Source organism: Oceanobacillus neutriphilus (genome assembly GCF_014645515.1).
Classification (GTDB): Bacteria; Bacillota; Bacilli; order Bacillales; family Amphibacillaceae; genus Oceanobacillus; species Oceanobacillus neutriphilus.
Window position 1 is genome coordinate 169,456 of the sequence record NZ_BMLW01000007.1, and the last position, 25,306, is coordinate 194,761.

At 38.7% G+C, this 25,306-nt stretch carries 23 protein-coding genes; 18 read left to right on the top strand and 5 right to left on the bottom strand.

All coding sequences use genetic code 11. The annotated features are described in order from the left end of the window. Positions 1–70: 70 nt before the first annotated feature. The 4 genes from IEX29_RS13040 (at position 71) to IEX29_RS13055 (ending at position 5,778) form a co-directional block, all read left to right on the top strand. The gene (locus IEX29_RS13040) at positions 71–1,549 is read left to right on the top strand and encodes a UDP-N-acetylmuramoyl-L-alanyl-D-glutamate--2,6-diaminopimelate ligase (RefSeq protein ID WP_188734826.1); all 1,479 of its coding nucleotides are present in this window, start codon (positions 71–73) and stop codon (positions 1,547–1,549) included. A gap of 156 nt (positions 1,550–1,705) precedes the next feature. Then, positions 1,706–3,457, top strand: a complete 1,752-nt coding sequence (locus IEX29_RS13045) for a sensor histidine kinase (protein WP_188734827.1) — start codon at positions 1,706–1,708, stop codon at positions 3,455–3,457. Then, on the top strand, positions 3,445–4,176 hold the full coding sequence (locus IEX29_RS13050; protein ID WP_188734828.1) for a LytR/AlgR family response regulator transcription factor: 732 nt from the start codon (positions 3,445–3,447) through the stop codon (positions 4,174–4,176). Before IEX29_RS13045 ends, IEX29_RS13050 begins: the two co-directional genes overlap by 13 nt. Positions 4,177–4,326: 150 nt before the next feature. Next, positions 4,327–5,778 carry a carbon starvation CstA family protein gene (locus IEX29_RS13055; protein ID WP_188734829.1) on the top strand — a complete coding sequence of 484 codons (1,452 nt, stop codon included), beginning with the start codon at positions 4,327–4,329 and terminating at the stop codon, positions 5,776–5,778. Positions 5,779–5,888: 110 nt separating this feature from the next. Here the strand turns inward: IEX29_RS13055 and IEX29_RS13060 are convergent, their stop codons facing one another. The 3 genes from IEX29_RS13060 to corA form a co-directional block, all read right to left on the bottom strand. Beyond that, the gene (locus IEX29_RS13060; RefSeq protein WP_188734830.1) at positions 5,889–6,752 is read right to left on the bottom strand and encodes a hypothetical protein; all 864 of its coding nucleotides are present in this window, start codon (positions 6,750–6,752) and stop codon (positions 5,889–5,891) included. Next, positions 6,739–7,677, bottom strand: coding sequence for an oxidoreductase (locus IEX29_RS13065; protein ID WP_188734831.1), 939 nt, complete (start codon positions 7,675–7,677; stop codon positions 6,739–6,741). The genes IEX29_RS13060 and IEX29_RS13065 overlap by 14 nt, the downstream gene beginning before the upstream one ends. A 373-nt stretch (positions 7,678–8,050) precedes the next feature. After that, a complete protein-coding gene (corA, locus tag IEX29_RS13070) occupies positions 8,051–9,001 on the bottom strand; it encodes a magnesium/cobalt transporter CorA (RefSeq protein ID WP_188734832.1) in 951 nt (316 codons plus the stop codon). A 232-nt stretch (positions 9,002–9,233) separates the two neighbouring features. On the opposite strand from corA, the gene IEX29_RS13075 reads away from it, so the two are divergent. Further along, complete coding sequence (locus tag IEX29_RS13075) at positions 9,234–10,415, top strand: M20 metallopeptidase family protein (RefSeq protein WP_188734833.1); 1,182 nt, start codon at positions 9,234–9,236, stop codon at positions 10,413–10,415. Then, positions 10,412–11,695: an amidohydrolase gene (locus IEX29_RS13080; RefSeq protein ID WP_188734834.1), complete on the top strand. Its 1,284-nt coding sequence runs from the start codon at positions 10,412–10,414 to the stop codon at positions 11,693–11,695. Before IEX29_RS13075 ends, IEX29_RS13080 begins: the two co-directional genes overlap by 4 nt. Before the next feature lie 106 nt (positions 11,696–11,801). Here IEX29_RS13080 and IEX29_RS13085 read toward each other — a convergent pair whose 3' ends face one another. Together IEX29_RS13085 and IEX29_RS13090 are read right to left on the bottom strand one after the other, a co-directional pair. Then, positions 11,802–12,572 carry an SDR family NAD(P)-dependent oxidoreductase gene (locus IEX29_RS13085; protein ID WP_188734835.1) on the bottom strand — a complete coding sequence of 257 codons (771 nt, stop codon included), beginning with the start codon at positions 12,570–12,572 and terminating at the stop codon, positions 11,802–11,804. 77 nt (positions 12,573–12,649) lie between these two features. Beyond that, positions 12,650–13,435: an SDR family oxidoreductase gene (locus IEX29_RS13090; RefSeq protein WP_188734836.1), complete on the bottom strand. Its 786-nt coding sequence runs from the start codon at positions 13,433–13,435 to the stop codon at positions 12,650–12,652. A 184-nt stretch (positions 13,436–13,619) separates the two neighbouring features. On the opposite strand from IEX29_RS13090, the gene IEX29_RS13095 reads away from it, so the two are divergent. From IEX29_RS13095 to IEX29_RS13145, 12 genes are all read left to right on the top strand, one after another. Then, a complete protein-coding gene (locus tag IEX29_RS13095) occupies positions 13,620–14,489 on the top strand; it encodes a MurR/RpiR family transcriptional regulator (RefSeq protein ID WP_188734837.1) in 870 nt (289 codons plus the stop codon). A gap of 6 nt (positions 14,490–14,495) precedes the next feature. Then, on the top strand, positions 14,496–15,479 hold the full coding sequence (locus IEX29_RS13100; RefSeq protein WP_188734838.1) for an N-acetylglucosamine kinase: 984 nt from the start codon (positions 14,496–14,498) through the stop codon (positions 15,477–15,479). A 3-nt stretch (positions 15,480–15,482) separates the two neighbouring features. After that, a complete protein-coding gene (locus tag IEX29_RS13105; RefSeq protein ID WP_188734839.1) occupies positions 15,483–16,508 on the top strand; it encodes a serine hydrolase domain-containing protein in 1,026 nt (341 codons plus the stop codon). 39 nt (positions 16,509–16,547) lie between these two features. Further along, positions 16,548–17,435 (top strand): N-acetylmuramic acid 6-phosphate etherase, encoded by an 888-nt coding sequence (gene murQ / locus IEX29_RS13110; RefSeq protein WP_229720212.1) that lies wholly within the window; start codon positions 16,548–16,550, stop codon positions 17,433–17,435. Positions 17,436–17,519: 84 nt separating this feature from the next. Further along, positions 17,520–18,815, top strand: a complete 1,296-nt coding sequence (locus IEX29_RS13115; RefSeq protein ID WP_188734841.1) for an ABC transporter substrate-binding protein — start codon at positions 17,520–17,522, stop codon at positions 18,813–18,815. Between the two features lie 155 nt (positions 18,816–18,970). Next, a complete protein-coding gene (locus IEX29_RS13120; protein ID WP_188734842.1) occupies positions 18,971–20,263 on the top strand; it encodes an ABC transporter substrate-binding protein in 1,293 nt (430 codons plus the stop codon). A 71-nt stretch (positions 20,264–20,334) separates the two neighbouring features. Continuing rightward, positions 20,335–21,258, top strand: a complete 924-nt coding sequence (locus tag IEX29_RS13125) for a carbohydrate ABC transporter permease (protein ID WP_188734843.1) — start codon at positions 20,335–20,337, stop codon at positions 21,256–21,258. 21 nt (positions 21,259–21,279) lie between these two features. After that, positions 21,280–22,104, top strand: a complete 825-nt coding sequence (locus IEX29_RS13130; RefSeq protein WP_188734844.1) for a carbohydrate ABC transporter permease — start codon at positions 21,280–21,282, stop codon at positions 22,102–22,104. Further along, a complete protein-coding gene (locus IEX29_RS13135) occupies positions 22,105–22,890 on the top strand; it encodes an HAD family hydrolase (RefSeq protein WP_188734845.1) in 786 nt (261 codons plus the stop codon). Between the two features lie 376 nt (positions 22,891–23,266). Then, positions 23,267–24,499 (top strand): helix-turn-helix domain-containing protein, encoded by a 1,233-nt coding sequence (locus IEX29_RS13140; protein ID WP_188734846.1) that lies wholly within the window; start codon positions 23,267–23,269, stop codon positions 24,497–24,499. Next, on the top strand, positions 24,499–24,624 hold the full coding sequence (locus IEX29_RS27030; protein WP_268239052.1) for a hypothetical protein: 126 nt from the start codon (positions 24,499–24,501) through the stop codon (positions 24,622–24,624). Before IEX29_RS13140 ends, IEX29_RS27030 begins: the two co-directional genes overlap by 1 nt. 263 nt (positions 24,625–24,887) lie before the next feature. After that, positions 24,888–25,247: a hypothetical protein gene (locus IEX29_RS13145; RefSeq protein WP_188734847.1), complete on the top strand. Its 360-nt coding sequence runs from the start codon at positions 24,888–24,890 to the stop codon at positions 25,245–25,247. Positions 25,248–25,306 lie beyond the last annotated feature (59 nt).

Consider the following 25,306-nt stretch of genomic DNA (forward strand, 5'->3'; position numbering starts at 1 on the left):
AATTATATCAATAAATACCAAAAAATATTAATATTATAATAGGCTTTAAAAATCAAAGGAAGGTGAGTTAATGGATTTAAAAGAACTGATTAATTTACTGACGATAAAGGAAACGGAAGGAAATACGAATATCCCCATTACAGGTATTCAAATGGATTCCAGAAGAATAGAAAAAGGAAATATCTTTATTTGTGTACCTGGTATTGAAGGATTTCTGGCAGACAGGCATGATTTTATTGAGGAAGCAGTTTCCGCCGGTGCAGTGGCAATTGTTGTTGAAAAAGAGATGAATAACTATCCCGGTGTTACAAAAATACGGGTGAAGGATGCCCGGTTTGCAATGGCAGTAATGTCAGCTCATTTTTACAATTATCCCTCCAGGCAGCTTAAACTGTACGGAATTACAGGAACAAATGGTAAAACGACGACATCTTACATATTAGATACGATATTTTCTAATCATAAATTAAATATGGGGTTGATGGGAAATAACGGCGTGAAAATAAAGGATAAATTATATCCTGTCCAGATTAATACACATGAACCGCCGGCATTGCAGAAGAATTTAAGAGAAATGACAGATCAGGAAGTGGATTGCTGTGTAATGGAAGTAAGCTCTCAAGGGCTGGATATGGGCAGAGTGATAGGATGTCACTTCAAGATGGGCATATTTACAAACCTGACGCAGGATCATTTAGATTACCATAAAGATTTTGAGAGTTATAAAGAGGCTAAAGGTCTTTTATTTTCCAGGTTAGGAGAAAACAGCTCAAATAAAAATAAATCCTATGCTGTGTTAAATGCAGATGATCCGGCTTCTGTCTATTTTAAAAAGATAACATCAGCTGAAGTCATAACTTATGGCATTGAACATCCGGCAGACGTTTCTGCGAGGAATATTTCTGTTGGATCCGGAGGTATTTCCTTCACTGCAGAAACCTTTAGAGGTGAAATAGATATTCATTTAAAGCTGATTGGGCTTTTTAATATTTATAACACATTAGCTGCCATCGCAGCAGCTTTACTGGAAGATGTACCGCTTGAAAGCATTCGCGACAGCCTGACACAAATAGAAAGTGTACAAGGAAGAATGGAGTTAGTTGATGCCGGGCAGCCATTTTCAGTACTTGTAGATTATGCCCATACACCAGATGCTTTAGAAAATGTATTGCGTACTTTAAAGGAAATTGCTGAAGGAAGGATTATTACTGTATTTGGCTGCGGCGGGGATCGTGATTCTGATAAGCGGCCGAAAATGGGGAGTATAGCGGGTGCTTTCAGTGATTATGTTGTAGTCACTTCGGATAACCCGAGAACGGAAGAACCGTCAAAAATATTAACACAGATAGCGGAAGGGATAAATAATAGTAAATATCAATGTATTGTTGACCGTAAAGCCGCTATTGAAATGGCTATAAAAATGGCCCGGCCAAAAGATATTGTCCTTATTGCCGGAAAGGGGCATGAGACCTATCAAATCATCGGAGATCAGACTATTCACTTTGGTGATAAAGAAGCAGCTGCTGCCATTTTAAAAACTCTATCATAATTGAAGACTCTATTTAGCAGAATGCGTGCAGCTTTTGCTGAATAGAGTTTTTTGATTGCCCTGATAAATACTGCCGGTACCAATTTTCAAATATCTAGGAAACTGCTATAATAATGAGAGCGTTTTCGAGACGGTGAAACGGAAAGGGGCATTACGATGTTCGAATTATTAATTACGTTAGTAGAACGGGTTGGAATTATTGTAACTATAGCCTTTGTTTTGACAAGGCTTCGCTTCTTCCGAAAAATGTTTTATCAGGATCAGCTGAATCGTCAGCAGACTCTTACTGCAATTATGTTTTTCGCCTTTTTCGGGATTATTGGAACATATACAGGGCTGAATGTAAACACAGAAAGTCTGCAATTTAACCGCTGGGCAACTGAGCTGATGACGGAAGAGGCCATTGCAAATTCGAGGGTTATTGGAATTGTTATTGCAGGGTTACTTGGCGGACCCAAGGTTGGTATTTGGGCTGGAGTGATTGCAGGGGCACATCGTTTTACACTAGGTGGATTTACAGGAATTGCATGTGGCGTGGCAACCATGATTGCCGGAGTTATCTCAAGTTTGTTTTACAGGAAAAATAAACGAATTAAGCTGAAAACAGCTTTTTTTGTGGGAGCCTTTGCTGAAGCTGTACAAATGCTGGTGATAGTAGCTTTAGCCCGTCCAATAGAACAGGCGTGGGCTTTGGTGAATTTAATTGGATTACCGATGATTTTGGCAAATGGCATCGGCTCTGTGCTGGTTCTGCTGGTTATTAAAAGTGTATTAAAGGAAGAGGAGAAGGCTGGTGCTGTTCAAGCTCAAAAAACATTAAGAATCGCTGATCAGACACTTGTTTATTTACGAAATGGTTTGCATATCGAAGCTGCAGATGCTGTCTGCCGTATTATTCATAAAGAGCTGAACACAAGTGCAGTATCGATAACCAATAAAACAGAAATTCTTGCACATATTGGGCTTGGGCATGATCATCATCAGCAGGAGAATCCGATTCAGACAAAGATAACAGTAGACGCAATAGAAACCGGAAAGATCCAAATGGCAACCGCAGAAGCCATTCATTGTACAAATGCGGATTGTCCGCTGGAAGCTGTCATTATCGCTCCTCTAAAAGAGCGTGGAGAAATAATTGGTACACTGAAGTTCTATTTTCAGTCGGAAAATGATTTAACCAATGTAAATATGGAGCTTATTTCCGGATTAAGCTCCATGATTAGTCATCAGTTGGAAATTGGCCAGGCCGAGCGGGTATATCAATTAGCAAAAGAAGCAGAGATAAAAGCGCTTCAGGCGCAGATTCATCCACATTTTTTATTTAATACGTTAAATACGATTGTATCACTTGTCCGTCTCCATCCGGTGAAAGCCAGAAAGATGTTGATTTCTCTATCCCATTTCATTAGACAGAATTTATCGGCAGCTACACAGAAAATAACGACTTTAGAACAAGAGCTGAAGCAGGTTCAAGCCTATTTATCGCTATATGAGGAACGTTTTAAGGATAAGCTGACGGTTAAATATGTGATCGATGAAGAGGTATTATCAGAAATTATTCCTCCTTTAACCCTACAGCCGATTGTTGAGAATGCGGTCATGCACGGATTTAAAGATAAAGATAGTGATTGTATTTTGGAGGTCAGGATAAAAAAACAGCAAAAAGGCGTTTATATTGGTATCAAGGATAATGGTAAAGGAATAGAGAAGGAAGTAGTCAACCAGATACGACGTAAACCAGTTGATTCAAAATCAGGAAGCGGGTTGGCGTTGTACAATGTCAATCGGCGCTTAAATATTCTTTTTGGAGAAGAGGCTTTACTTCAAATTGAAACGGGGCAGGATGAAGGAACAAATATATATTTTGTCTTAGCGCATAAGGAGGGAGAAGAGCAATGGGTCAGCTGATGAATGTGCTAATCGTGGATGATGAACCGTATAATCGGGAGGAATTAAAGCATTTATTGAGTAGCTTCCCGCAGATACAATCCATTAAAGAGGCAGAATCCGGAGAAGAGGCTATTATGAAAACAATGCAGCATCAGCCTGATGTTATCTTCTTGGATGTGGAAATGCCAAAGGTGAGCGGGATGGAGGTGGCAAAGGCAATCCAGGAATTAAAAAAGCCGCCGCTCGTTGTCTTTGCGACTGCATACCCGCAATTTGCTGCGGAAGCTTTTCGATACGATGCAGTAGATTATTTGTTAAAACCGTATGATGAAGAACAGCTTGAAGAAACCATTCAGCGGCTGGAGAAAAAACTCGGCCTGGGAAAACAGGAGAATCAAGGGAAAACGCTTGGAAAACTGGCTGTAGAGGTGGAGGGAGATATTCATTATTTAGAGCTCAAGGATATTTTATATATGTCTCGGATAGAGAAAAGAACAAAACTAGTTACCATGCAGGGTGAATTTGATACGAAAATGCCTTTGAAGGAGCTGGAAAACCGCTTATTAGCGTATGGGTTTTTCCGAATTCATAAGAGTTTCCTGGTTAACTTGGAACATATTCAACGGTTAACTCCCTGGTTTAATGGAGCTTACCACCTGCAGCTGGAGGGAAGTAAAGATACACTATCCGTCAGCAGAAATTATGTAAAAGCATTACGTGCAAAATTAGAAATTTAAGCCTTCCAGCAAATGCGTCTTAATAACTTGAAAGAACATCATAACCCATAAAAATAACCTTTTGTGCCAGATTCAGTCTCTTTCTGGCCTATATATTTTATAATTAATGAAAACGTATTCATTAAAAGATGTACAAGAGGGGGAGAAAATTTGTATACATTTTTAGCGGGAATTGTTTTATTAATTATTGGTTATTTTACGTATGGGAAATTTATTGAGAAAATGTTTGGGGTAAAGGAAGATCGTCCAACTCCTGCTTATGTTAATGGAGACGGTGTGGACTACATTCCGATGAGCACGCCGAAAAATTCACTGATTCAGCTTTTAAATATTGCGGGGACAGGTCCGGTATTTGGTCCGATTATGGGAGCGTTATATGGACCGGCTGCATTCATCTGGATTGTAGTAGGTTGTATTTTTGCAGGGGCAGTGCATGATTATTTAACAGGAATGATTTCCATCCGCAACCGGGGAGCACATTTGCCGGAGCTTGCAAGTAAGTTTCTGGGAAAGGTTATGAAGCATGTCGTAAATGGGTTTGCAGTATTGTTGTTATTATTGGTTGGTACTGTATTTGTTTCTACTCCGGCAAGTCTGCTTCATTTATTATCGGATGGGCGTGTAGCTTTATGGATTTTTATTGCATTTATTTTTGCTTACTATATTTTGGCTACATTACTTCCTGTCGATAAAATTATTGGCAGACTTTATCCTTATTTTGGCGCCTTGCTATTAATCAGTGCGCTTGGTGTAGGAATTGGTTTAGTTGTTACAGGAGCCCCAATTCCAGAGCTTTCCTTACAAAACTTTCATCCGGAGGGAGCTGCTATATTCCCATTATTGTTCTTTACTATTTCCTGTGGTGCTTTATCCGGTTTCCATGCCACACAAACACCGATTATTTCACGGACAACTAGAAAGGAAAAAGAAGGGCGTAAGATTTTCTACGGTATGATGATTGCTGAAGGGATTATAGCAATGATCTGGGCCGCAGCTGCCATGAGCATGTTCAGCGGCTATAATGGATTGAACGAAATTTTAGCAGCGGGCGGACCTGGGGCTATTGTAAGTGAAGCTTCAACAACCTTACTGGGAGCTATCGGTGGAACACTTGCTGTACTTGGTGTTATTGTACTGCCGATCACTTCCGGAGATACTGCCTTCCGAAGTGCGCGTATGATTATTGCGGATTATATAAAGGTTGCTCAGAAAAAGTTCTCCAGCCGTTTGTGGATTGCACTGCCATTATTTGCAGTATCTGTTGTGTTAACGCAAATTGATTTTAATTTATTATGGCGTTATTTTAACTGGGCAAATCAATCGACGGCAGTAATTGCTCTTTTTGTGGCATCGATGTATCTCTATATTGCCAGGAAGAATTATTTTGTCGCACTGATACCGGGAACATTTATGCTGATTATGGTAATTACCTATATTTTATCGCAGCCAATCGGATTTAATTTACCTATGAATATATCATGGGGCGGTGGATTTGCTGGGGCAGCAATACTGGTTGTTCTATTCTTTAAAGCTGCTGTGAAAGCACGTGCTAATAATATTCCGCTTGAAGTGGATGTTTCGGATTGGAAGAAAGCTTCGTAAAATAAAGGAAAAGATGACTACTGGAGAGAGTCATCTTTTCCTTTTCTCATCTAATTTGTTGAAAGAGCTTTCAGTGTCATGTCATTATTTCAGTGCAGCTCTCATTTGTATTATTCACTCTGCCTTTGAAGCTTAACGGGTTCATTATCATCCATGGTAGCACGGTATAATGTAATATTTTCATCTGTATACTGTGTCATATCAGAGGTAACCTCGAAATTTTCATCTAAAGAGATCGTCCAGGCAGCTTCGTTATCCTTCTCTAAAATGATGGCCAAGGTTCCAAATTGCTGTGTATTTTCCCAATTAAAATGCTCTGTTTCGCCATCTGTTGTGATCGTAATTCCCTCCGGATCGCTGATTAACTCTACATTTTCACCTTGCCATGTACCATGGATCTGCGCTCCAACTTGATAGTAGCTGGTTCGTCCGCCTCTGTCTCCATAAGTAGCAATAAACTGCCGGTTAGATTTACCGATTGTCTGATAAGTGACAGCGGCAATATCGTTTGCCAGCCATTCTACTTTTAATTCACCTGCAACAGAAGCAGGAAGTCTCTCCTGTGCACGGGCAAAAATGCCGAAGTAGGGACGGTAATAGACCACCTCGTTTGTTTGCAGATCCTCTTTGATGGCTAAAACATGCTTTTTATCAGGAGAAAGCATTGTCACACTTTTAACGAGCTGATTGCTGCCGGAGAGCATGATTAGCTGAGCTGCTATAAAAAGAACCGTAATTCCAGTACTGATAAGGTTGAATTTTTTGGTCGTAGAGAGCAAAAGAAGTATCGCCAGTAATAGACAAATCATACAGGCAATATTGATAAAGTAAAATAATCGATGATCAATGTATGCCATCTGGTAATTAGACTGGACATAGAGGTAGCCGAGCTGCAGGCAGAAAAGTCCGGCGCCAATCAGCAATACAATTATTCCGACAACTTTTTGCCAGCCTTTTTTATTATTCTGTTTCATCCGGCTCTACCTCCTTTGAAAAGCTCCATGTTTCCCCATTATCATCAGAGATAAACTCTCCCTTTACCAATCCGCCGGCATAGTCGCCATTTGGGCCCTGGTCAAGCAAGACAATCAGCTGATCCCCGTCTTTAACAGGAGTCTCTGCTATAAGAAAAACACGCTCATATTCTTCTGGCATATCGAATTCAGCCTGCTGCCAGCTATCCCCTTTATTTTCTGTAACATAGAGTGTCGGTTCCTCTGGACTAATTGTTCCAAATGATAAAAAGCCGGTGGATTCATCAACAAATCCTCCATCTGCTATCAATCTTGTTTCCTCCGGACTATTGGTTTGCTGCCAGGTTTCTCCACCATCTTCTGTGAGAAAAGCAGTGGAATATTCCTGAGACATCGTTCTGCTGCCCGAGATAATCACATATCCCAATTGATCATCTAAGAAATCGATTTTTCGAAACCGCAGTCCTGGAAAAGGATGAATTATTTCTGATTCCTCCCAGGTTTCTCCTTTATCTGTTGAATAAGTAAGCATCACCCGCTGTTGCTCCAGATCAGCAGTGTCCGCATGCAGGAAAGCAGCCCGATCTTCGGTCAGCACATAGCTGTTATCTATCAATACTTGTTCAGGACCATTATAGTCTCCGGAAAATAGCTGGCCGGTTTCAATAGGCACCTCGCTCCAATCTTCCCCAGAGTCATATGTAATGTGCAACTTATTGTTTTGCAAAGAATAACTTATGGGCTCATTGTAATCAACAGGCTGTAATTCTTCTTGAACCTCTTCCTCTGCATCTGCAGTACTCTCTGTAATATCTATTTCAAACGGAGAAGTCATAAAAAAAGCTGGTTTCTGGTAAACAATAAAACTGGTAATCGTCAATATAGTAATCATTAAAACAGATATACCCAGTAAAAGTGGTTTCATATAAAGGTCTCCTAACGTATTTGCTTTTAGGCTGAAGAATCAGCCTGTAATCTATTATGATTAGTAATGAAATGAAACTTGCTAAATCATAACATATATAAGAATCAGGATGAAACAAGCCTAATTTAAAGCAGACATAGATTTCATCCATTTAAAATGTATATTTTAAGTGTCCAGGTTGCTTTAAAGCAGAATATCAAATTGAAGAATTTACATTTTCCTAATAATGAGGAGGGCAGTACGGGAGGAGGGAAATATTTAAATATCTGCTGTAAGAAAGCGACTTAAAAAATCATACAGCTGCCTAATCTATTTGAACAGCTGAATGATTTTTTAAATTACATTCTATCAAAAAACAAAAGCTTCTACATATTTAAAACCATTTCTTAAATTTAAAATAAATAATAAGTACAATGCTGATAAGCAGCATAACAGCAAGAACTGCAAAATAGCCAAAATCCCATTGTAATTCCGGCATATTTCGAAAGTTCATGCCATAGATTCCGGTAATTAATGTCAAGGGCAGAAAGATAACAGAAACCAGCGTTAATATTTTCATAACATTGTTTAAACGGTAGGAGTTTAAAGAATCGTAGTTATCGCGAATATCACCAGTCATCTCCTGCGCGGATTTAATGATATGTATCTGTTTGATAATATGATCCTCGATATGGTGTATATACATTTTCTGCTTCTTCGATTGTATGAAGGATGTTTCGTCTTTTACATGCTGAATAAGCTCCTGCATCGGCATGGTGACACGCTTTATTTTAATAATCACCGAACGGATCTGGAAAACGTCTTCCATCAGTTTATTATCTGTAGCATCATTTACATGCCGGTCTTCAAAAGAAAAAACTTCATCCTCAATATGATAAACATATTCAAAATAGCTGTCGACAATAAAATCTAAGATAATAAAAGCAATATCCGCAGGTGTGACAAGCTGGGAGGGATAGCGTTTTTGAATTGCTCCTTCTATATTGCCCAGCCTTTTCAGCCTGTCCTGATGATAGGTTACAAGGATATGGCCTTTCATAAAGAGATTGATAGCCTGTGCACGATAATCTTTGGGGTTTATCAGGTGATATACTAAGAATTGGTAATCTTGATATTCTTTAAATTTAGGGCGTGAAACAGTCTTTACCGTATCTTCAATGGCCAGCGTATTAAAATGAAATTTGGAAGCAAGCAGCTTGCTTTCCTCTGAGGTTGCATTTACAAAATCGTACCATATAAAAAGTGCATCGCCCGGTACTGAAGTAATATTTTCTGCTTGTTTCCATTCTTTTGAAGCTGTTTGATAATGTATAAAGATTGGCATAGTAAGCTCCTTATGTATAGAATGACATAGCGTTAAGAGGTTAATATTATTCATTATATAACAAAAAATAATCATATTGGAAGGTGATGAACAATCAAATTTTGCATGGTATGCTGAGAAAGTGTCTAATTATAATAATAAAGAAACAGTGCTATGTTAAGTAAATAGACATTTGCAGTGATGTTAATTAGACTTAGAACAGAACTTTCCAAATATAAAGAGGAGTGGTGTTATGTCAGTTCGCACTGATATTGTCGGAGATGTTATTAAATTTCGGCGTTTATTACATGAAAATCCAGAGTTAAGCGATAAAGAATTTGAAACATCCAAAAGAATACAAGAAGAGTTAGATAGATATGGAATATCTTACACAACCGGATATGCAGGAACAGGTGTATTAGGGGTAATTGAAGGGGCTCATCCAGGGAAGACAGTTGGGCTGAGAGCAGATATAGATGCTTTACCAATTGAAGAAATTTCAGGAGAATCTTTCAGCTCCAAAAATCCTGGTGTTATGCATGCTTGCGGTCATGATGCTCATACTGCGATGCTGATTGGAACAGCCCGTTCATTAGTAGATAGAAAAGATGAGATTTATGGAAAGATTCTATTGATTTTTCAACCTGCAGAAGAGAAATCACCGACCGGCGGTTCGAAGCAGATGATGGAGGATGGAGTCTTTGATGTGCATGAGCCGGATGTATTAATTGCGCAGCATGTTTGGCCAGGCTTACCGGTAGGTACATTTGGCGTGATGGCTGGACCGATTATGGGGAATTCTGACCGATTTAAATTAACTATTAAAGGTTCTGGCGGACATGCTTCGATGCCACATGATACAGTTGACGCTATTATTGTTGCTAATCAGGTAATTAATGCATTGCAGACAATTACAAGCAGGAATGCAGATCCCTTTGAACCAGCTGTCGTGACAGTAGGCAAGATTACGGCAGGCACACAGCATAATGTCATAGCAGAAACAGCCGAAATTCTCGGGACGGTCAGAACACAGTCGAATAAAACCAAACACATGATTAAGCAAAGATTTGTTGAGATAGTAAAAAATGTGTCTGCAGCTATGGGAGCTGAAGTAGAAATTGAATACCTGGATGGCTATCCGGCGACAATTAATACCCCTGAGTGGGCAGAACAAATACGAAAGACAGTAACAGGTCTGTATGGAGAAGAAGCTGCCCCACCACTGAATCCCAGTCTGGCAGGAGAGGATTTCAGCCGCTTCCTGCAAAAATATCCTGGTGTCTATTATTGGTTGGGAAGCTCTGTTGGAGAAGGCCAGAAGCCCTTGCATAACCCGGCATTCCGTTTTAATGAAGACGCAGTAGAATACGGTGTTACGGTAATGACACAGGGAGCTATCGATACCCTTCATACCCTTAAGGAGGAAGCGGAATGATGAAAGAATTGCAAAAGTTTGCTGTAGATACACGCAGGAAGTTTCATACCTTTCCGGAAGTTGGATTTACGGAATTTATTACTACTTTTGAAATTTATCAATTACTTCAAAGTCTGTCTTTTGATTTATATATGGGCAAAGAGATACTTGAAAGCAATGAACGCTTTGGAGTTCCAACAGCAGGAGAAATCGAAGCAAGTAAAGCGAGAGCAATAGCATACGGGGTTCCAGAAGCTTTTGCAGAAAAGCTTGATGGCGGTCACACTGGAGTAGTGGCTGTATTAGACACCGGCAGAAAAGGTCCGCATATTGCGATGAGATATGATATTGACGGACTGCCTATTATCGAGTCTGATAAAGCAGGGCATGTGCCATTTGACGAAAGCTTTCAATCACGGCACCCGAAGGAAATGCACGCATGCGGGCACGATGGGCATATCAGTATTGGCCTTGCCGTGGCAAAATATCTGGATGTACATAAGCATGAACTGACAGGTAAATTCACGATTATCTTTCAGCCGGCTGAAGAAGGGTTAAGAGGAGCAAACAGTATTGTTCAAAAAGGCTGGTTGGATAATGTAGATTATTTTATGAGCGGGCATTTAGGTATTAATTCTTTACAAGCAGGCAGTGTAGCGGCAACAGCCGATCAAATATTGGCAAGTACAAAATTTGATGTAGCCTTCACAGGGAAATCTGCCCATGCAGGTGTAGAGCCGAATGAAGGGAACAATGCTTTAACTGCAGCTGCAACAGCTCTGCTGCAATTAAATGCTATCCCCCGGCATAGAGACGGAACAACTAGAATTAATGTAGGCCGATTATCCGGTGGAAGCGGACGGAATGTGATTGCAGATGAAGCTGTAATGCTGGTGGAAACACGGGGAGAAACGACAGAGCTAAATCAATATATGTATGAAGAAGCAGTCAGAATTATAGAGGCCGCAGCTGCGATGCACAATGTCAAAGCCAGTATCCAATTTATGGGGCAAGGTTTAGGATCTGAGTGTGATACGGAATGGATTCAAATTGTGAAAGAGGCATGTAAAAATAATTCAGATGTAAAAGAAATTTTTGATGTGCTGCCATTAAAAGCTTCTGAGGATGCCTCCTATATGATTGACCATGTTCAAAGAAATGGCGGTCTTGCCACATACATGATTTTTCCCAGCTTGTTACCGGCCGGACATCATCATCCTGAATTTGATATAGATGAAGATGCTATTCGGACAGCTGTATCCGTCTACATTGATCTGATAAATTATTTACAGCATCAGTGAGATAACAATATAAAGGAAGGCTACTGACTTCATTCATTAGGGTGAAATGAAGATTCAGTAGCCTGACATTGCTTGTTTTTGGTTTGAAATTTTTATTTTCAACCGCTTAACGGCTTGTATATCCGGCATCAGCATGAATTACTGTTCCTGTAACATAGGAAGATTGATCTGATGCTAACCATAGACTTGCTTCCGCAATTTCTTCAGGTTGGCCAAATCGGCCTAATAAACTAAGCTGTGGAGCAAATTCTTCTTCTGTTTGTCCAGTTTCTTCCAATGAACCTCTTAACATTGGCGTATCAATCGCTCCAGGAGCAACGGAGTTCACACGAATGTTTTTATCGCCGTTTTCCATCGCAGCAACCTTTGTCATGCCTACTACCCCATGTTTTGCGGCAACATAAGCGATGTTATTTGGTTGTGGTCGAAAGCCACTGACAGAAGAGATATTGACGATACTTCCGCCATTCCCTTGTTTAATCATTTGCTGCAGCTCATATTTCATACATAAAGCTGTTCCGGTTAAGTCAATAGAAATTAATTTATCCCAATAAGCTTCATCAAACTCAGCTGCTGGGGCATTGTCAGGAGTTAATGCAGCATTATTAACTGCTACGTCAAGATGACCATATTTTTCAACTGTTTCTGCGATCATAGATTGTACCTGATCAGAATTAGAAATATCTACTTTTATAAAGTGGGCTGTACCGCCATTTGCTTCGATTTCAGTAACTGCTTCTTTTCCTTTTTCTTCATTAAAATCTGCAACGATTACTTTTGCCTTTGCAGCTGCAAAAAGTTTGGCTGTCGCAAGCCCCATTCCCATTGCAGAACCTGTTACAATCGCTACTTTACCTTCTAAAACTGGAAATGTCATAAAAAAATCCCTCCAAATTTAATTTATTTTAAACGAATATTTTTCTTTGTTCACCATCAATTCTGTCATATGATTATTTAGTATTTATTAGCCTGTCCGCCATCAATAGGAATAATGGTTGCATTGATGAAATTCGCTTGATCAGAAAGCAGAAATGCTACCAAATAGCCGACTTCTTCCGGCTTTCCAAAACGTTTCATTGGGTTTGGTTTAACAAATTCCTTTCCGGCCTCTTCCCAATTATCTGGATCCATTTGTTTTAATGATCCTTCTACCATTGGTGTCATGATGGCACCTGGGGCAATGGCTTTTATACTAATTCCATACTGGCCATATTCAATACCAGAGTTTTTAGTTAATCCAGCAACACCATGCTTACTGGCTGCGTAACCAGATTGGTTTCCGACACCGCGAATTCCTCCAACAGAAGCTGTATTTACAATGGAACCAGAACCTTGTTTCTTCATTACTTTTAACACATGCTTCATGCCATAGAATATGCCATTTAAGTTAACATTAATGACTTTTTGAAATTCCTCAATGCCGAAATCTTCGGTCAGGTTTTGCTTTCCTTCAATTCCTGCGTTATTAAAGAAAGCATCAACAGCGCCAAATTGTTGAACCGTTTGATTTACGTAGTTTTCAACCGCTTTTTCATCAGATACGTCTGCTGTTGTCAACAATACGTCTGCTTTTGGTACGGATTCTAACACTTTATTTTTTGTTTCTTCTAAAGAAGCTGTATTCAAATCAACGAGAGATAGCCTTGCTCCCTCTTTTGCTATTTGCAAAGCAGATGCTTGTCCTAAACCAGACCCTGCTCCAGTAATTAATACAACTTTTCCATCAAATCGGTTATGCATGTAATAAAGCCTCCTATACGCTTTTTATTATAATTGTTCCCTTTAAATTAGTTTAAGAAACATTTTCTGCTAAATATATTAAAACTCTATTTTGAAATTTAATTTTAATATTATAAAAATATTGACATTAAATTTCAACTGTAATATACTCCATATAAATCATATGTGAAAGGGTTTACGAAAAATGAATAATGATGGTCTAATTCGAATAAGAGAAGCAATGAATCACATCAAACCGGCAGAAAAAAATGCCGCAGTTTATATATTAGAAAATCCCGAGGAGATTGTACGTTTATCGATTAAAGAGCTTTCGAACAGGAGCGGCTCAAGTCAAGCCGCAATTACACGTCTCTGCAAGAATATAGGAGTTTCCGGTTTTCAGGATTTAAAGCTGCGAATTGCCGGAGACCTGCAGACCAGTGAATTAAATATTTATAATGGCAATGAAATTATATCTGATGAAAATGTCAATTCATTGATTGAAAAAGTCTCGCAGAAAAATGTTGAGTCAATCAGGCAGACATTGAAAATTTTAGAAAAAAATAGTGTAGAGGAAGCGATTGAAGCTTTAAATAATGCAAACAGAATTGATTTTTATGGAGCAGCAGCATCACAGGTTATTGCTCAGGATGCACAGCAGAAGTTCCTGAGAATTAATAAATACTGTACCGCATACGAGGATGCGCATTTACAATTAACTTCGTCGGTGACGCTCAGAGAGACTGATGTGGCTGTGGGAATTTCTTATTCAGGAGAGACGAAGCATGTACTCTCCGCAATCAGGAATGCGAAGCAAAATAATGCTGTAACAGTGGCAATTACAAGATATGGGAAAAATACGCTATCTGAATTAGTAGATATTCATTTATGCGTTTCCTCTGTAGAGTCGGATCTGGTTCGAAGTGCTGCAACAGCATCAAGAATTGCGCAGCTCAATATCATTGATATTTTATTTACGGGTGTTGCCTCAAGAAATTATGATGCAACAATCGACTATCTGAATCAGACGAGAGAGGCTTTACAAAGAGAATTTCGAAATCCTAAAAAAGGGTGAAGAGATATGTATATTTTAGGAATTGATGGCGGAGGTACTAAAACAAAGGCAAATTTGTTTCATAAGGAAAAAGGGTTCATATGGGAAGAGGAGGAGAAGGCTGCAAATCCGCATAGCACCAGCTATGCGCAGTCTGTGGAGGTAGTTAATCGAATTATAAACAAAGCATATGAATCTCATTTTTTATCTGAAAATACGGAATTATCAATCGGTCTGGGGATTGCAGGACTGGGAAGAAAAGCGGACCAGATTAAATGGTTAAAGTACTTTCAAAACTCATCCCGGCATTTACATAAAATAAAAGAAACAGTAGTTGAAAATGATGGGAAGATTGCCCTTTATTCAGAAACACTTGGCAGGGATGGGATAGTATCTATTTGTGGAACAGGGGCGATCACCATTGGCGTCCATGAAGCAAAGACAATTCGTATTGGAGGATGGGGACATTTAGTCGGCGGTGATCCGGGCAGTGGATATCATATAGGCTCCCAGGCTCTGATAGCTGTATTTAACGAATTAGATGGATTAGGGCCTGAAACAATGCTGACAAATCTCATCTTAGATGGGGAAGCTATTAACAAAATGGAAGAGCTGATTCCTATTCTTTATCAGAATGTTGAGAAGCAGCGGATAGCAGCATTTGCAGGCTATGTCTTTCAAGCAGCAGATCAAAAAGATGAAGTTGCAATAAATATTATCAGAGAAACTGCCAAGGAGATAGCACGGCGCGGGGGGACTTTATTTCAAAAACTGTTCCAGACAGATGTAAAGGATATTCCATTTGTACTGACCGGAGGAATTTTTCAAAATGAATTTATAGTCAAAGAAGTGACAGCTGAATTAGCCGCGACTGCACCCGTAAAGGTAATCAAAGCAAAGAGGCATCCCGTTGCCGGAAGTATTGTTCTTGTTCTGAAGCAGCAGGGTTACTCTGCAGAACAAATTGGAAAAATGCTTACAAATACAAGTGACAGGCAGAAAAGAGGTTAGAAAATGAATGCTTATGAACAGTATTTGGAGGAATTGATAGCGAAAGATGAAATTCCTGGAGCAGTTTATCTTATTCAGCATGGAAGGCAGAGAAAGACATTAAGCAGCGCGGGCTCATTTTTAAACAACCAGGGAGAACGTATTCCGGTCACAGCAGATACTTTTTTTGATTTAGCTTCCTTAACAAAAGTAATGTGTACACTGCCGAGTATTTTACTTTTATATGAACGGGGGGAATTGCATATAGATGATACGGTGAGTATATATCTCCCTGAATTTCCTTTGAAAGATATTACTATCCGCCATTTCCTGCAGCATACATCTGGTGTTTCGGCGGATTTAACCTTTAAAAGCCGCTATCAGCAAAGGGATGTATGGAAGGAAGTTTTGAATTGCAAAGCGGTTTTTCCTACAGGGGATCACGTATTATACAGTGATATCGGAATGATTATACTTGGGAAATTAATCGAAGCAATAGCCAAGCAGAAGTTGAATGTATTTGCAAAAAAAGAGCTGTATCAGCACTGGGGTATGACAGATACGGACTTTCTGCCTGAACAGATGGAGAAAAATAAAATTGCAGCTACTGAGAAAGTCAATGGGAAATATGTCCACGGTGAGGTTCATGATGAAAAAGCATTCCATCTTGGAGGCGTCAGCGGTTCAGCAGGCTTATTTTCAACTGTGAAGGATGTAGCAGCCTATGCGAATTACTGGCTGTACCCGGAAACACAGTCAGTTTTAAAACCGGAGACGATGGCTTTAGCCAAAGGAAATGTGATTCAAAATCGGGGTCTGGGCTTTGAAGTATTATGTGACAAATCTATTGGAGCAACTTGCGGTTCAGTCTGGTCCATCGGTTCCTTTGGCCATACCGGATTTACAGGAACAAGCCTATGGATTGATCCAAAAAAAGAAGTTATTACCATTTTGCTGACCAACATGGTTCATTATGGGCGGGAGCATCGGCTACCTGAAATTAGAAGAAAGTTTCACACGCTGGTTTACGAAACATTAATCAGTCAGTAAGCGTTCAGGATTTTTTCAGAAGAGAAGGGATGTATGTGTATGCAGACAGAGATGAGAAATAAAGAATCGAACCATCTACATGAAAAGACAACCTATGAAATTTTACAGATGATGAACAAACAGGATAAAACAGTTCCTGACGTTGTAGAGAAAGCTTTGCCGCAAATAGAGCAGGCTGTAGAAGCTATGGTGGCAGCAATTGAAAAACAGCATAAAGTGATTTATTTAGGATCAGGGACAAGCGGCAGGCTGGGTGTTTTGGATGCCTCTGAATGTCCGCCGACTTTTGGTGTGACAGCTGATGTTATTCAAGGTATTATCGCTGGCGGGGATAAAGCACTGCGTACTGCTATCGAAAATGCAGAAGATAATGACCAGCTTGGTGAGCAGGATGTGGAGAAAGCTGCCAGGCAAGGAGATGTGATCGTAGGAATAGCTTCAAGCGGACAGACTCCCTATGTACTGGGAGCGGTGAGAAAGGCTAAAGCATTAGGATTAAAAACGATCGGAATTTCCTGTAACGAGAATACAAGATTATCAGAGGAAGTAGATATTGCTATTGAGCTTCCTGTAGGTCCGGAAATTTTAACCGGATCGACAAGATTAAAAGCGGGGACAGCTCAAAAACTGGTGTTAAATATGCTATCAACAGTAACAATGGTGCGGACGGGGAAAGTATATGAGAATCTGATGATTAATTTACAAGCTAAAAACAAGAAGCTGCGAAATAGAGCTATATCTATTATTAAAGAATTAACACAGGCAAGCGATAAAGAGGCCGGTCAGGTATATGACAAAACAGGAGGAGATACAAAAGCAGCTATACTGATGCTGATGTTTGATGTTGATGCAAACATTGCTCAAGAAAGGTTGAGGAAGCATCAGGGAAACTTTGTTAAAGCGTTAGGTGAATGGAATAAAGAATAAATATATATGGGAGGTGAGCATGTTACTGCTCCGGATAATTTAGGAATTATACCAATCATAATACTTTAATAGGAGGTTTTAGTAATGAAAAAGAGTCTATTGCTAGGAATGTTCGTAATTATATGCAGCGGAATACTTGCTGCATGTGGGAACGGAGACAGCTCCGACAGTTCAAATGAAAATGCGGTAGAGCTGGAAATGTACAGCTGGAGAACAGAAGACAGATCTGCGTATGAGGAGATCATTGCTGCTTTTGAAGAAGAAAATCCGGATATTAAAATTAAATTCAATCCGTTTGATTCTACAGAATATAATACGATTTTAACCAATGCGCTGGTTTCGGGGACAGGACCGGATATTGTACAGCTGAGACCTTATTCGGGCGCCCAGACAATTGCGGATAATGGATATTTAGTGGCTTTGGATGATATAGAAGGTATTGATAACTTTGACGAGTCGTATTTAGAAGCAGCACAGGGAAGTGATGGAAATACCTATGGAATACCTTTGTCTTTAAATGTAGGTGTCATTTTTTATAATCAGAATATTTTTGAAGAGTATGGATTAGATGTTCCGGAGACATGGGAGGACTTTGTAAGCGTTAGTGAGGAATTATTGGCTAACGATATTATTCCTGTAGCTCAAGGTGGAAGAGATGCGTATTTATTATCCATGCTTCACGGTGTTATCGCGCCGACAGCATACGGCGGCAACGAATTTGTTGATGAATTAACAGAAGGAAACACAGACTTAACGGATGAACGCATGCTGGCATCTCTGGACCGGATGGAAGAAATTGCAGCGTTTTTGCCGGATGATTTTGTTGCTTTAGATGATAATGATGCACAAGCTTTATTCTATGCAGAAGAAGCTGCGATGTATATTAATGGAGACTATCGATTGGAAACCTTTGAAAACAACATTCCGGATATCCCTATTGGCGTTATTACTGGATTCAAGGAGGAGAATGCGGAAGAACCGCTGGCAATGGACTGGGTGGACAGCTCTTACGGAGTTGTGGAAGGAACAGATCATGAAGAAGAGGCTCTGAAATTCATGGAATTTATGGCATCACAGGAGTTCGGACAAACGTTCAGTGATAGTTTGAGTCGTGTTAGTGCTGTGGATGGGGTGACAGCTACAAACGAAATTGTTCAGCAGGTGACAGAGGCTTCCGAAGCAAATTCTACACCATATCTTATGCTTGTTCATTATGGAGAGGGATCGCCGACATCAAAAACGATTTTTGAAGATGGGCTGCAGGGAATGTATCTGGGAGAAATTACGAAAGAAGACTTACTCGAACAAACACAGGAAAATGCAGAAAGAGCTGCTGAAGAAGGAGTGGAAGAGTTAGAGATGATTGAGGAAGATGAGTAAAAGGAAAAGGAAGTTTTGATTTTTCGGCCATTGAGAATAAGCCAATAAATTTTCTTTAATATTTTGGCAGCGCTTTCGAAAAGGCATCCTGCAGCGATTATTCATCTCAGAAGAAAGAGTCGCGCTGTGATAAAAGCACAGAGGAGGTTTCAATAATGAAGGAAAAGCTATTGCTTGGAATGTTCTTCATCTTGTTCAGTGGGGTAGCTGCCGGGTGTGGAAATGGGGATAGTTCCGGTAATTCAAATGAAGATGCCGTAGAGCTGGAGATGTATAGCTGGAGAACGGAGGACAGATCTGCATATGAGGAGATAATCGCTGCTTTTGAGGAAGAAAATCCAGATATTAAAATTAAATTCAATCCATTTGAAGCTACGGAATATAATACGATCTTGACTAATGCCTTAGTATCAGGAACAGGACCGGATATTGTACAGCTCAGACCTTATACAGGTGCCCGGACAATTGCAGATAATGGATATTTAGTGGCTTTAGATGATATAGAAGGTATTGACAACATTGATGAATCGTATTTAGAAGCTGCGCAGGGAAGTGACGGAAATACCTATGGAATACCTTTGTCTTTAAATATTGGTTTGATCTATTATAATATAGATATTTTTAATGAATATGGGCTGGAGCCCCCTGAAACATGGGATGATTTTATAGAAGTCAGTCAGGAATTAAAGAAGAACGGTGTTACACCATTATCCGTTGGCGGGAGAGAAGCATGGCTGTTGTCCATGCTGCATGGGGTTATAACTCCAACAGCATATGGAGGTAATGACTTTGTATCGGATGTAACAGAGGGAAAAGCTGATTTAACAGACCCGAGGATGATGGAGTCTTTAGATAGAATGGAAGAGCTCACAGAGTATATAGCTGACGGATTTCTGGCTTTAGATGATGCTGATTCCCAAGCATTATTTTATACAGAAGAAGCAGCGATGTATGTAAATGGAGATTTTCAATTGGAAGTATTGGAAAATAGTAATCCTGATCTTTCCATAGGCGTTATTCCGGGATTTAAGGAGGAAGGGTCAGATGATCCATTAGTTATGAACTGGGTGGATGGTTCCTATGGTGTTGTGGAAGGTACAGAGCATGAAGAAGAAGCATTAAAGTTTATGGAATTCATGGCCAGCCCGGAATTTGGCCAATTATTTACCGATAACTTAAGCCGGGTTAGCGCTGTAGAAGGCGTAACTGCATCACATGATACTGTAAAACAAATTATGGAGGCTTCGGAGGCTAATTCTACCCCTTATCTTATGCTTGTTGAATATGGCTTAGGATCTCCATCCACAAAAGGTATTTTTGAAGATGGATTACAGGGAATGTATTTAGGAGAAATCACTAAGGAAGAATTACTTGAACAATCACAGGAAAATGCGGAAAGGGCCGCAGAAGAGGGAGTGGAAGAGTTAGAGATGATTGAGGAAGATTAGTAACGCTAAATAAAAAAATGAATACACAATCAGCTTTGATTGTGTATTCACCTTTTGGGAGGGTTGGCTCCATGACTAAAATTAAGCGGAAAAATAGATATAAAAAGCATCTTGTTCATTTATTCATACTTCCTGCCGCGCTGCTTTATGGTGTTTTTCAGCTATATCCATTAATCTCGGCTGCCTTAAACAGCTTTTATTCATTTAATGGATTTGAGCGGGTCGATTTTATAGGCTTTCAAAATTTTATAACGTTATTTACAGAGAAACCGTACAAGGATTTTTTCCTGAATGCCTTCAGTCATAACTGGATTTATTTTTTTGTTACGGTAATTACCCAACTAATTATCTCACTTATATTAGCTTTAATTATACATAGTAAAATTAAAGGTAAAGAGTTTTTTAAAAGCATGTTCTTCTTGCCGAAACTACTGTCTGTTATCGTCATCGGTTTTTTATTCAGCTTAATTTTAAACCCGACCAGAGGTGCGCTTAACACGCTGCTGGAAGCAATCGGACTGGAAGCATTCACAAGACCCTGGCTGGGCGATATGAGTACTGCACTCTTAAGTGTTATCTTTGTTGACAGCTGGGCATCGATCGGCTTTTCTATGCTGATATTTTTGGCAGGGCTGCAGGCGATTGATAAGGAAATTTTTGAAGCGGCTAGAATTGATGGCGCCAATTCATTTACGGTTTTATTTAGAATCACCATTCCTATGATTGGACCGGCATTGATGATTATGACGGTGCTGACATTTATAGGATCATTTGAAACATTCGAATATGTATTTGCTATGCAGGGGTCTTCGGGAGGACCATATTATTCAACGGATGTACTGACAACCTTCTTTTACCGTTTAGCTTTCGGAACAGTTGATGGAGGGCAGGCAATTGGACTTGGTTCAGCAGTTGCAGTCGTTCTATTTATTATTATCGGCATGGCGACAAGTATCATTTTATTTGTCTTCAAGCGGAAAGACTTCGAAAGGTAAAACAGTGAAGGAGGAGAGAAGATGAAAACGAATCCGTTATTACAAATCATAAAGTATGCAGTCTTAGCATTATTTACGTTTGTTTTTGGATATCCGATTTTTTTAATGATAGTTTCTTCATTTAAAGAGAATGCTGAGATTTTTACAAACCCTTTAAGTTTGCCAACTTCTTTCAATTTAGATAACTATATAGAGGTTTGGGAAGTAGTCAATTTTTCCAATTATATTGTGAATAGTCTTATCGTCAGTTCTTCTGCTGTATTTATTGTATTATTTGTTTCGTCTCTGGCAGGATATTACCTTTCAAGGTATAGGTTTAAATGGAATCCTTATTTATTAGGTTTTTTCATGATAGGACTTATGCTTCCGATGAAGCTGGCTGTTATACCGCTTTATATGACAATGCTGAAATTAGGATTAGTAGATACGCTATTTGCTTTAATTTTTATCTATGTTGCCGGTGGAATCCCGTTCGCAGTATTTTTATTCTATGGGTTTTTCCGGACGGTTCCAAGAGCTTTGGAGGATTCTGCAAGATTAGATGGCTGTAATGATTTCCAAGTATATTACCGGATTGTGCTGCCGATAATGAAGCCCGCTATTTCAATTGTGGGTATAGTAAACCTGATTAATGTCTGGAATGACTTTTTCTATCCGTTAATATTTATTCGGACCGATTCATTATCAACTATTCCCTTAGGGATGTTAACATTATTCGGTGAGTATGATACACAGTGGAATCTGCTGTTTGCAGGCTTAACCTTATCATCTTTGCCGATGATTATTGCATTTTTATTCGCCTCCAGACAGTTTATGGATAGCTTAACGGAAGGAGCCGTGAAGTAAGTGGGAACAAAATGGATTACATTTGATCTTGATGAAACAATCATGCAAAATCCCTTTGGGAAATGGGTTTTCCCGGAGATTGTGAATATGTTGAAAAAAGAAGCAGATACGGAAGAGGATATTCTGGATTTAATTGTTAGCGAGCACTTGCAAAGAATGAGTGAGGAACGGTTTTTAGAAGCATATGACTGGGATGATATTATAACTGATGTAGCAGAGAAGCTAGGAGCAGTCTCAGCTATAGATATCGAAAGGATGGTTATCAAGCATTCTGAGCCTCCGAAGATTTATTTGCTGGAAGACAATATGCTGGACTATCTGGAACAAATCAAAGAAAAAGGCTTCCATCTTGCAGCTGCAACAAATGGTTATTCCAAGTATCAGCTCCCGGTACTACAGAAATTGGGTCTTGATAAAGTATTTGATGAAGTAATTACATCGGATTCGGCTGGATTTGCCAAGCCGAATCCAGCCGTTTTGAAAAAACTGTCGGATGAAGGAGAAATAGCGGCGCATGTCGGTGATCGAATTGACCATGATGTACTATTGGCCAATAGATTAGGTATTCTTTCTGTTTTTGTTCATCGATCTCTGCCAGCTGAAGTTTTATCATTACCGGTGGATAAAAGGGCGGAGCAACCAAGCTGTATTAGATTATGTGAAGAAAAATGGCATAAAGAAAATAGATTAAGAGAGGTACCCTTTATGGAAAATGAATGTATTCCAAAGGTAGTGGTGCAATCTATTGGAGAACTGGCAGAGAGTATTGACTTTATTATTAAATAATTAATTCTTATTAGGAAAATAAAAAGATGTTTGGTACAAAAATAAATTGTATAGATATAAGGTATGAGAACACGTTAATGTGTTAAAGCATTTTACAATAGAATACGGATTGAATGAATAAACTGCTGTCACCAGAGAGCAGTTTATTTCTTTTTGCTTTAGAAAATGGAAAAATAATGTAATAAATAAGCTGAAATTGAGAATTTGTGCTGAAAAATGAAAAATATTGTCGTTTTGAGCTAAATTTTATACTTTTCTGAATGTAATTTGTTATTATTGTTATATAAACAAATTTTAATTTTAAAAAGATACTTCTAATTATTATTAGAACTATGTTACATTTAGAATAGGAGAAATTTCATACAGAGGAGAGAGAATGTTGGATTTAGGACAAAAACTTAAATTTTTACGAAGCAAACAAAAATCCAAGCAGCAAGAGATTGTTGAAGGTATTTGTTCTGTATCCTATTACAGCAAGATTGAAAACGGCAATGTCGTTCCTAATGAAGAGATCCTACAGCTGCTTGCCCAAAGATTTGGAATAAGTGTTCAAGAATTAGTTCAGACAGATGAAGCAATGAGTGATGAAGTAGTCCGGGAAGCGGAAGACATTTATAATTTAATTAAAGAAAATCAGACAGCCGCAGAAGAGGTTTACCAATTATTTTTAGAAAAATACAAGAATTCACTGGATCCCGGCATGAAATTGCTTATCAGTTTAGTGCAATTACGATTTGCTTTGAGATTTTCAACGCGAGCAGAAGCTGAAGAAAAATTCCAGGAAGTTGAAGATTTGCAGGAGTACGGCAATCTGAAAGTCATGCCGCTATTTAATAGGGTTTGTGGCTTATATCATTATGTGACCGGTAATTATGATGCGGCGCTCGATCTATATCTTGGCTTGGCAAACTCGTTGAATTATCCATATAAAGCAGATATTCATTATGAGCTGTCCCTGGTTTATAATAGGAAAGGGAACATATACAAATCGATTCAGCATTTAGAAACCGCTTTAAATAAATATTTACAGGAAATGAACTATGATCAATGTACAGTGTGTTATTTTTTATTAGGTATTAATTACTATAAAATGAACAATTTTGATGAAGCGCTTGACTATTATTACCGCATAGAGAAAGTTATAAAAGGTGATACAAACCTGCTTCGTAAAGTCTATCATAATATGGGACTTGCTTTTGAAAAAAAGAAAGATATAGAAAAAGCAATTGCTTACTATCAGAAAAGTCTCTCTGTTTCTGAGGATGAGAAATATAATATGAAAACAATAGAGGGATTAGCAGAATTATATCTGAGAATAAAGAATAGGGAAAAAGCAGCTCATTATATTTTAAAAGGGGAAGCAATAGCTAATAAGCCTGGTTTGGAAGAGCATGCCATTAAATTTCATGTGCTTCGATTACAATTGAATGAAGTAGATATTAAAGAATATCTGGAAACTGTCGCCATTCCATTTTTTGAGAAGAGAAACGAGACAGAAATTCTCATTCAATACAATGTTTTGCTATCTAATTATTATTCTCAAAATAAGCAGTATAAACAAGCTTATTTTAAGATAAAAAATGCTTTGGATATGAAAGGAGGGATTTGATGAAGAAATTATTAATTGCTGTATTGGTAGTATTTTCACTTTTCAGTGTAACGATGACTGTAAGTGCAGCTGAACCTGAGTATCCTGATTCAACGCATAGTCTTAATCCTAACGATGATTTTTAAGGAACATTTAATTCTATTATTGTAAATGATGAAAAAGCTATCTTGGGCTATTTAATTGGCGTGTGATAGCTTTTTTTGAGTTGAGATATAGCAACTGATTTGTTTTACGGGCAGCTGGATTGAATGTAAATGGTAGAATTCAAAAATATTTATAAAAAAATATATTGTCTTTATTTCTGTTTCGTGGTAAAGTAATAATATTTCCGTGATAAATCGTAATTATTACGTTTTAAAGCGAGTTGGCAGCCAGTGAGGTGTTTGAAATGGATAATTACTTAGATAAAAAGCTTTTGGATAAGGTGATTAGCCGCTTCCTCTCAAAAGAGGAACGATTATTATATGGAAAAGTTATAAATATGGAAAATGTAATTTCTGAGAGGGCATTGACACCTGAACATTTTGTTGATTTGCTTCGGGCAGAAGCTCCACATAAGCAAGTAGCTGCAGAATTTGATTTATCCTTAACTGAGCTTTTAGAAATATTGAAAGAAATTGAAGAGAAAATAGAGAACAGAATAGAAAAGGTAAGCACAGAAACTCGTTGGCTCGACTGTACAAATGTCGTTTCAGGTACCTTTGAGACAAATGAAAACAGGAAATATTTTTATACAGAAGGCTTGTAAATGAAAAAGAGGCTGAATGAGAGCTTAGAAAATATGTTTAGAAGCTGACGGAATAATTG

Excerpts from the sequence above, each read along its gene's own strand:
- IEX29_RS13125 (WP_188734843.1), top strand. The coding sequence starts at position 20,335 with ATGACTAAAATTAAGCGGAAAAATAGATATAAAAAGCATCTTGTTCAT.
- IEX29_RS13100 (WP_188734838.1), top strand. The coding sequence starts at position 14,496 with ATGTATATTTTAGGAATTGATGGCGGAGGTACTAAAACAAAGGCAAAT.
- IEX29_RS13085 (WP_188734835.1), bottom strand. The coding sequence starts at position 12,572 with ATGACATTTCCAGTTTTAGAAGGTAAAGTAGCGATTGTAACAGGTTCT.
- IEX29_RS13120 (WP_188734842.1), top strand. The coding sequence starts at position 18,971 with ATGAAGGAAAAGCTATTGCTTGGAATGTTCTTCATCTTGTTCAGTGGG.
- IEX29_RS27030 (WP_268239052.1), top strand. The coding sequence starts at position 24,499 with ATGAAGAAATTATTAATTGCTGTATTGGTAGTATTTTCACTTTTCAGT.
- IEX29_RS13130 (WP_188734844.1), top strand. The coding sequence starts at position 21,280 with ATGAAAACGAATCCGTTATTACAAATCATAAAGTATGCAGTCTTAGCA.
- IEX29_RS13050 (WP_188734828.1), top strand. The coding sequence starts at position 3,445 with ATGGGTCAGCTGATGAATGTGCTAATCGTGGATGATGAACCGTATAAT.
- IEX29_RS13075 (WP_188734833.1), top strand. The coding sequence starts at position 9,234 with ATGTCAGTTCGCACTGATATTGTCGGAGATGTTATTAAATTTCGGCGT.
- IEX29_RS13065 (WP_188734831.1), bottom strand. The coding sequence starts at position 7,677 with ATGAAACCACTTTTACTGGGTATATCTGTTTTAATGATTACTATATTG.
- IEX29_RS13040 (WP_188734826.1), top strand. The coding sequence starts at position 71 with ATGGATTTAAAAGAACTGATTAATTTACTGACGATAAAGGAAACGGAA.
- IEX29_RS13060 (WP_188734830.1), bottom strand. The coding sequence starts at position 6,752 with ATGAAACAGAATAATAAAAAAGGCTGGCAAAAAGTTGTCGGAATAATT.
- IEX29_RS13115 (WP_188734841.1), top strand. The coding sequence starts at position 17,520 with ATGAAAAAGAGTCTATTGCTAGGAATGTTCGTAATTATATGCAGCGGA.
- IEX29_RS13145 (WP_188734847.1), top strand. The coding sequence starts at position 24,888 with ATGGATAATTACTTAGATAAAAAGCTTTTGGATAAGGTGATTAGCCGC.
- IEX29_RS13080 (WP_188734834.1), top strand. The coding sequence starts at position 10,412 with ATGATGAAAGAATTGCAAAAGTTTGCTGTAGATACACGCAGGAAGTTT.
- corA (WP_188734832.1), bottom strand. The coding sequence starts at position 9,001 with ATGCCAATCTTTATACATTATCAAACAGCTTCAAAAGAATGGAAACAA.
- IEX29_RS13140 (WP_188734846.1), top strand. The coding sequence starts at position 23,267 with ATGTTGGATTTAGGACAAAAACTTAAATTTTTACGAAGCAAACAAAAA.
- murQ (WP_229720212.1), top strand. The coding sequence starts at position 16,548 with ATGCAGACAGAGATGAGAAATAAAGAATCGAACCATCTACATGAAAAG.
- IEX29_RS13045 (WP_188734827.1), top strand. The coding sequence starts at position 1,706 with ATGTTCGAATTATTAATTACGTTAGTAGAACGGGTTGGAATTATTGTA.
- IEX29_RS13090 (WP_188734836.1), bottom strand. The coding sequence starts at position 13,435 with ATGCATAACCGATTTGATGGAAAAGTTGTATTAATTACTGGAGCAGGG.
- IEX29_RS13095 (WP_188734837.1), top strand. The coding sequence starts at position 13,620 with ATGAATAATGATGGTCTAATTCGAATAAGAGAAGCAATGAATCACATC.
- IEX29_RS13105 (WP_188734839.1), top strand. The coding sequence starts at position 15,483 with ATGAATGCTTATGAACAGTATTTGGAGGAATTGATAGCGAAAGATGAA.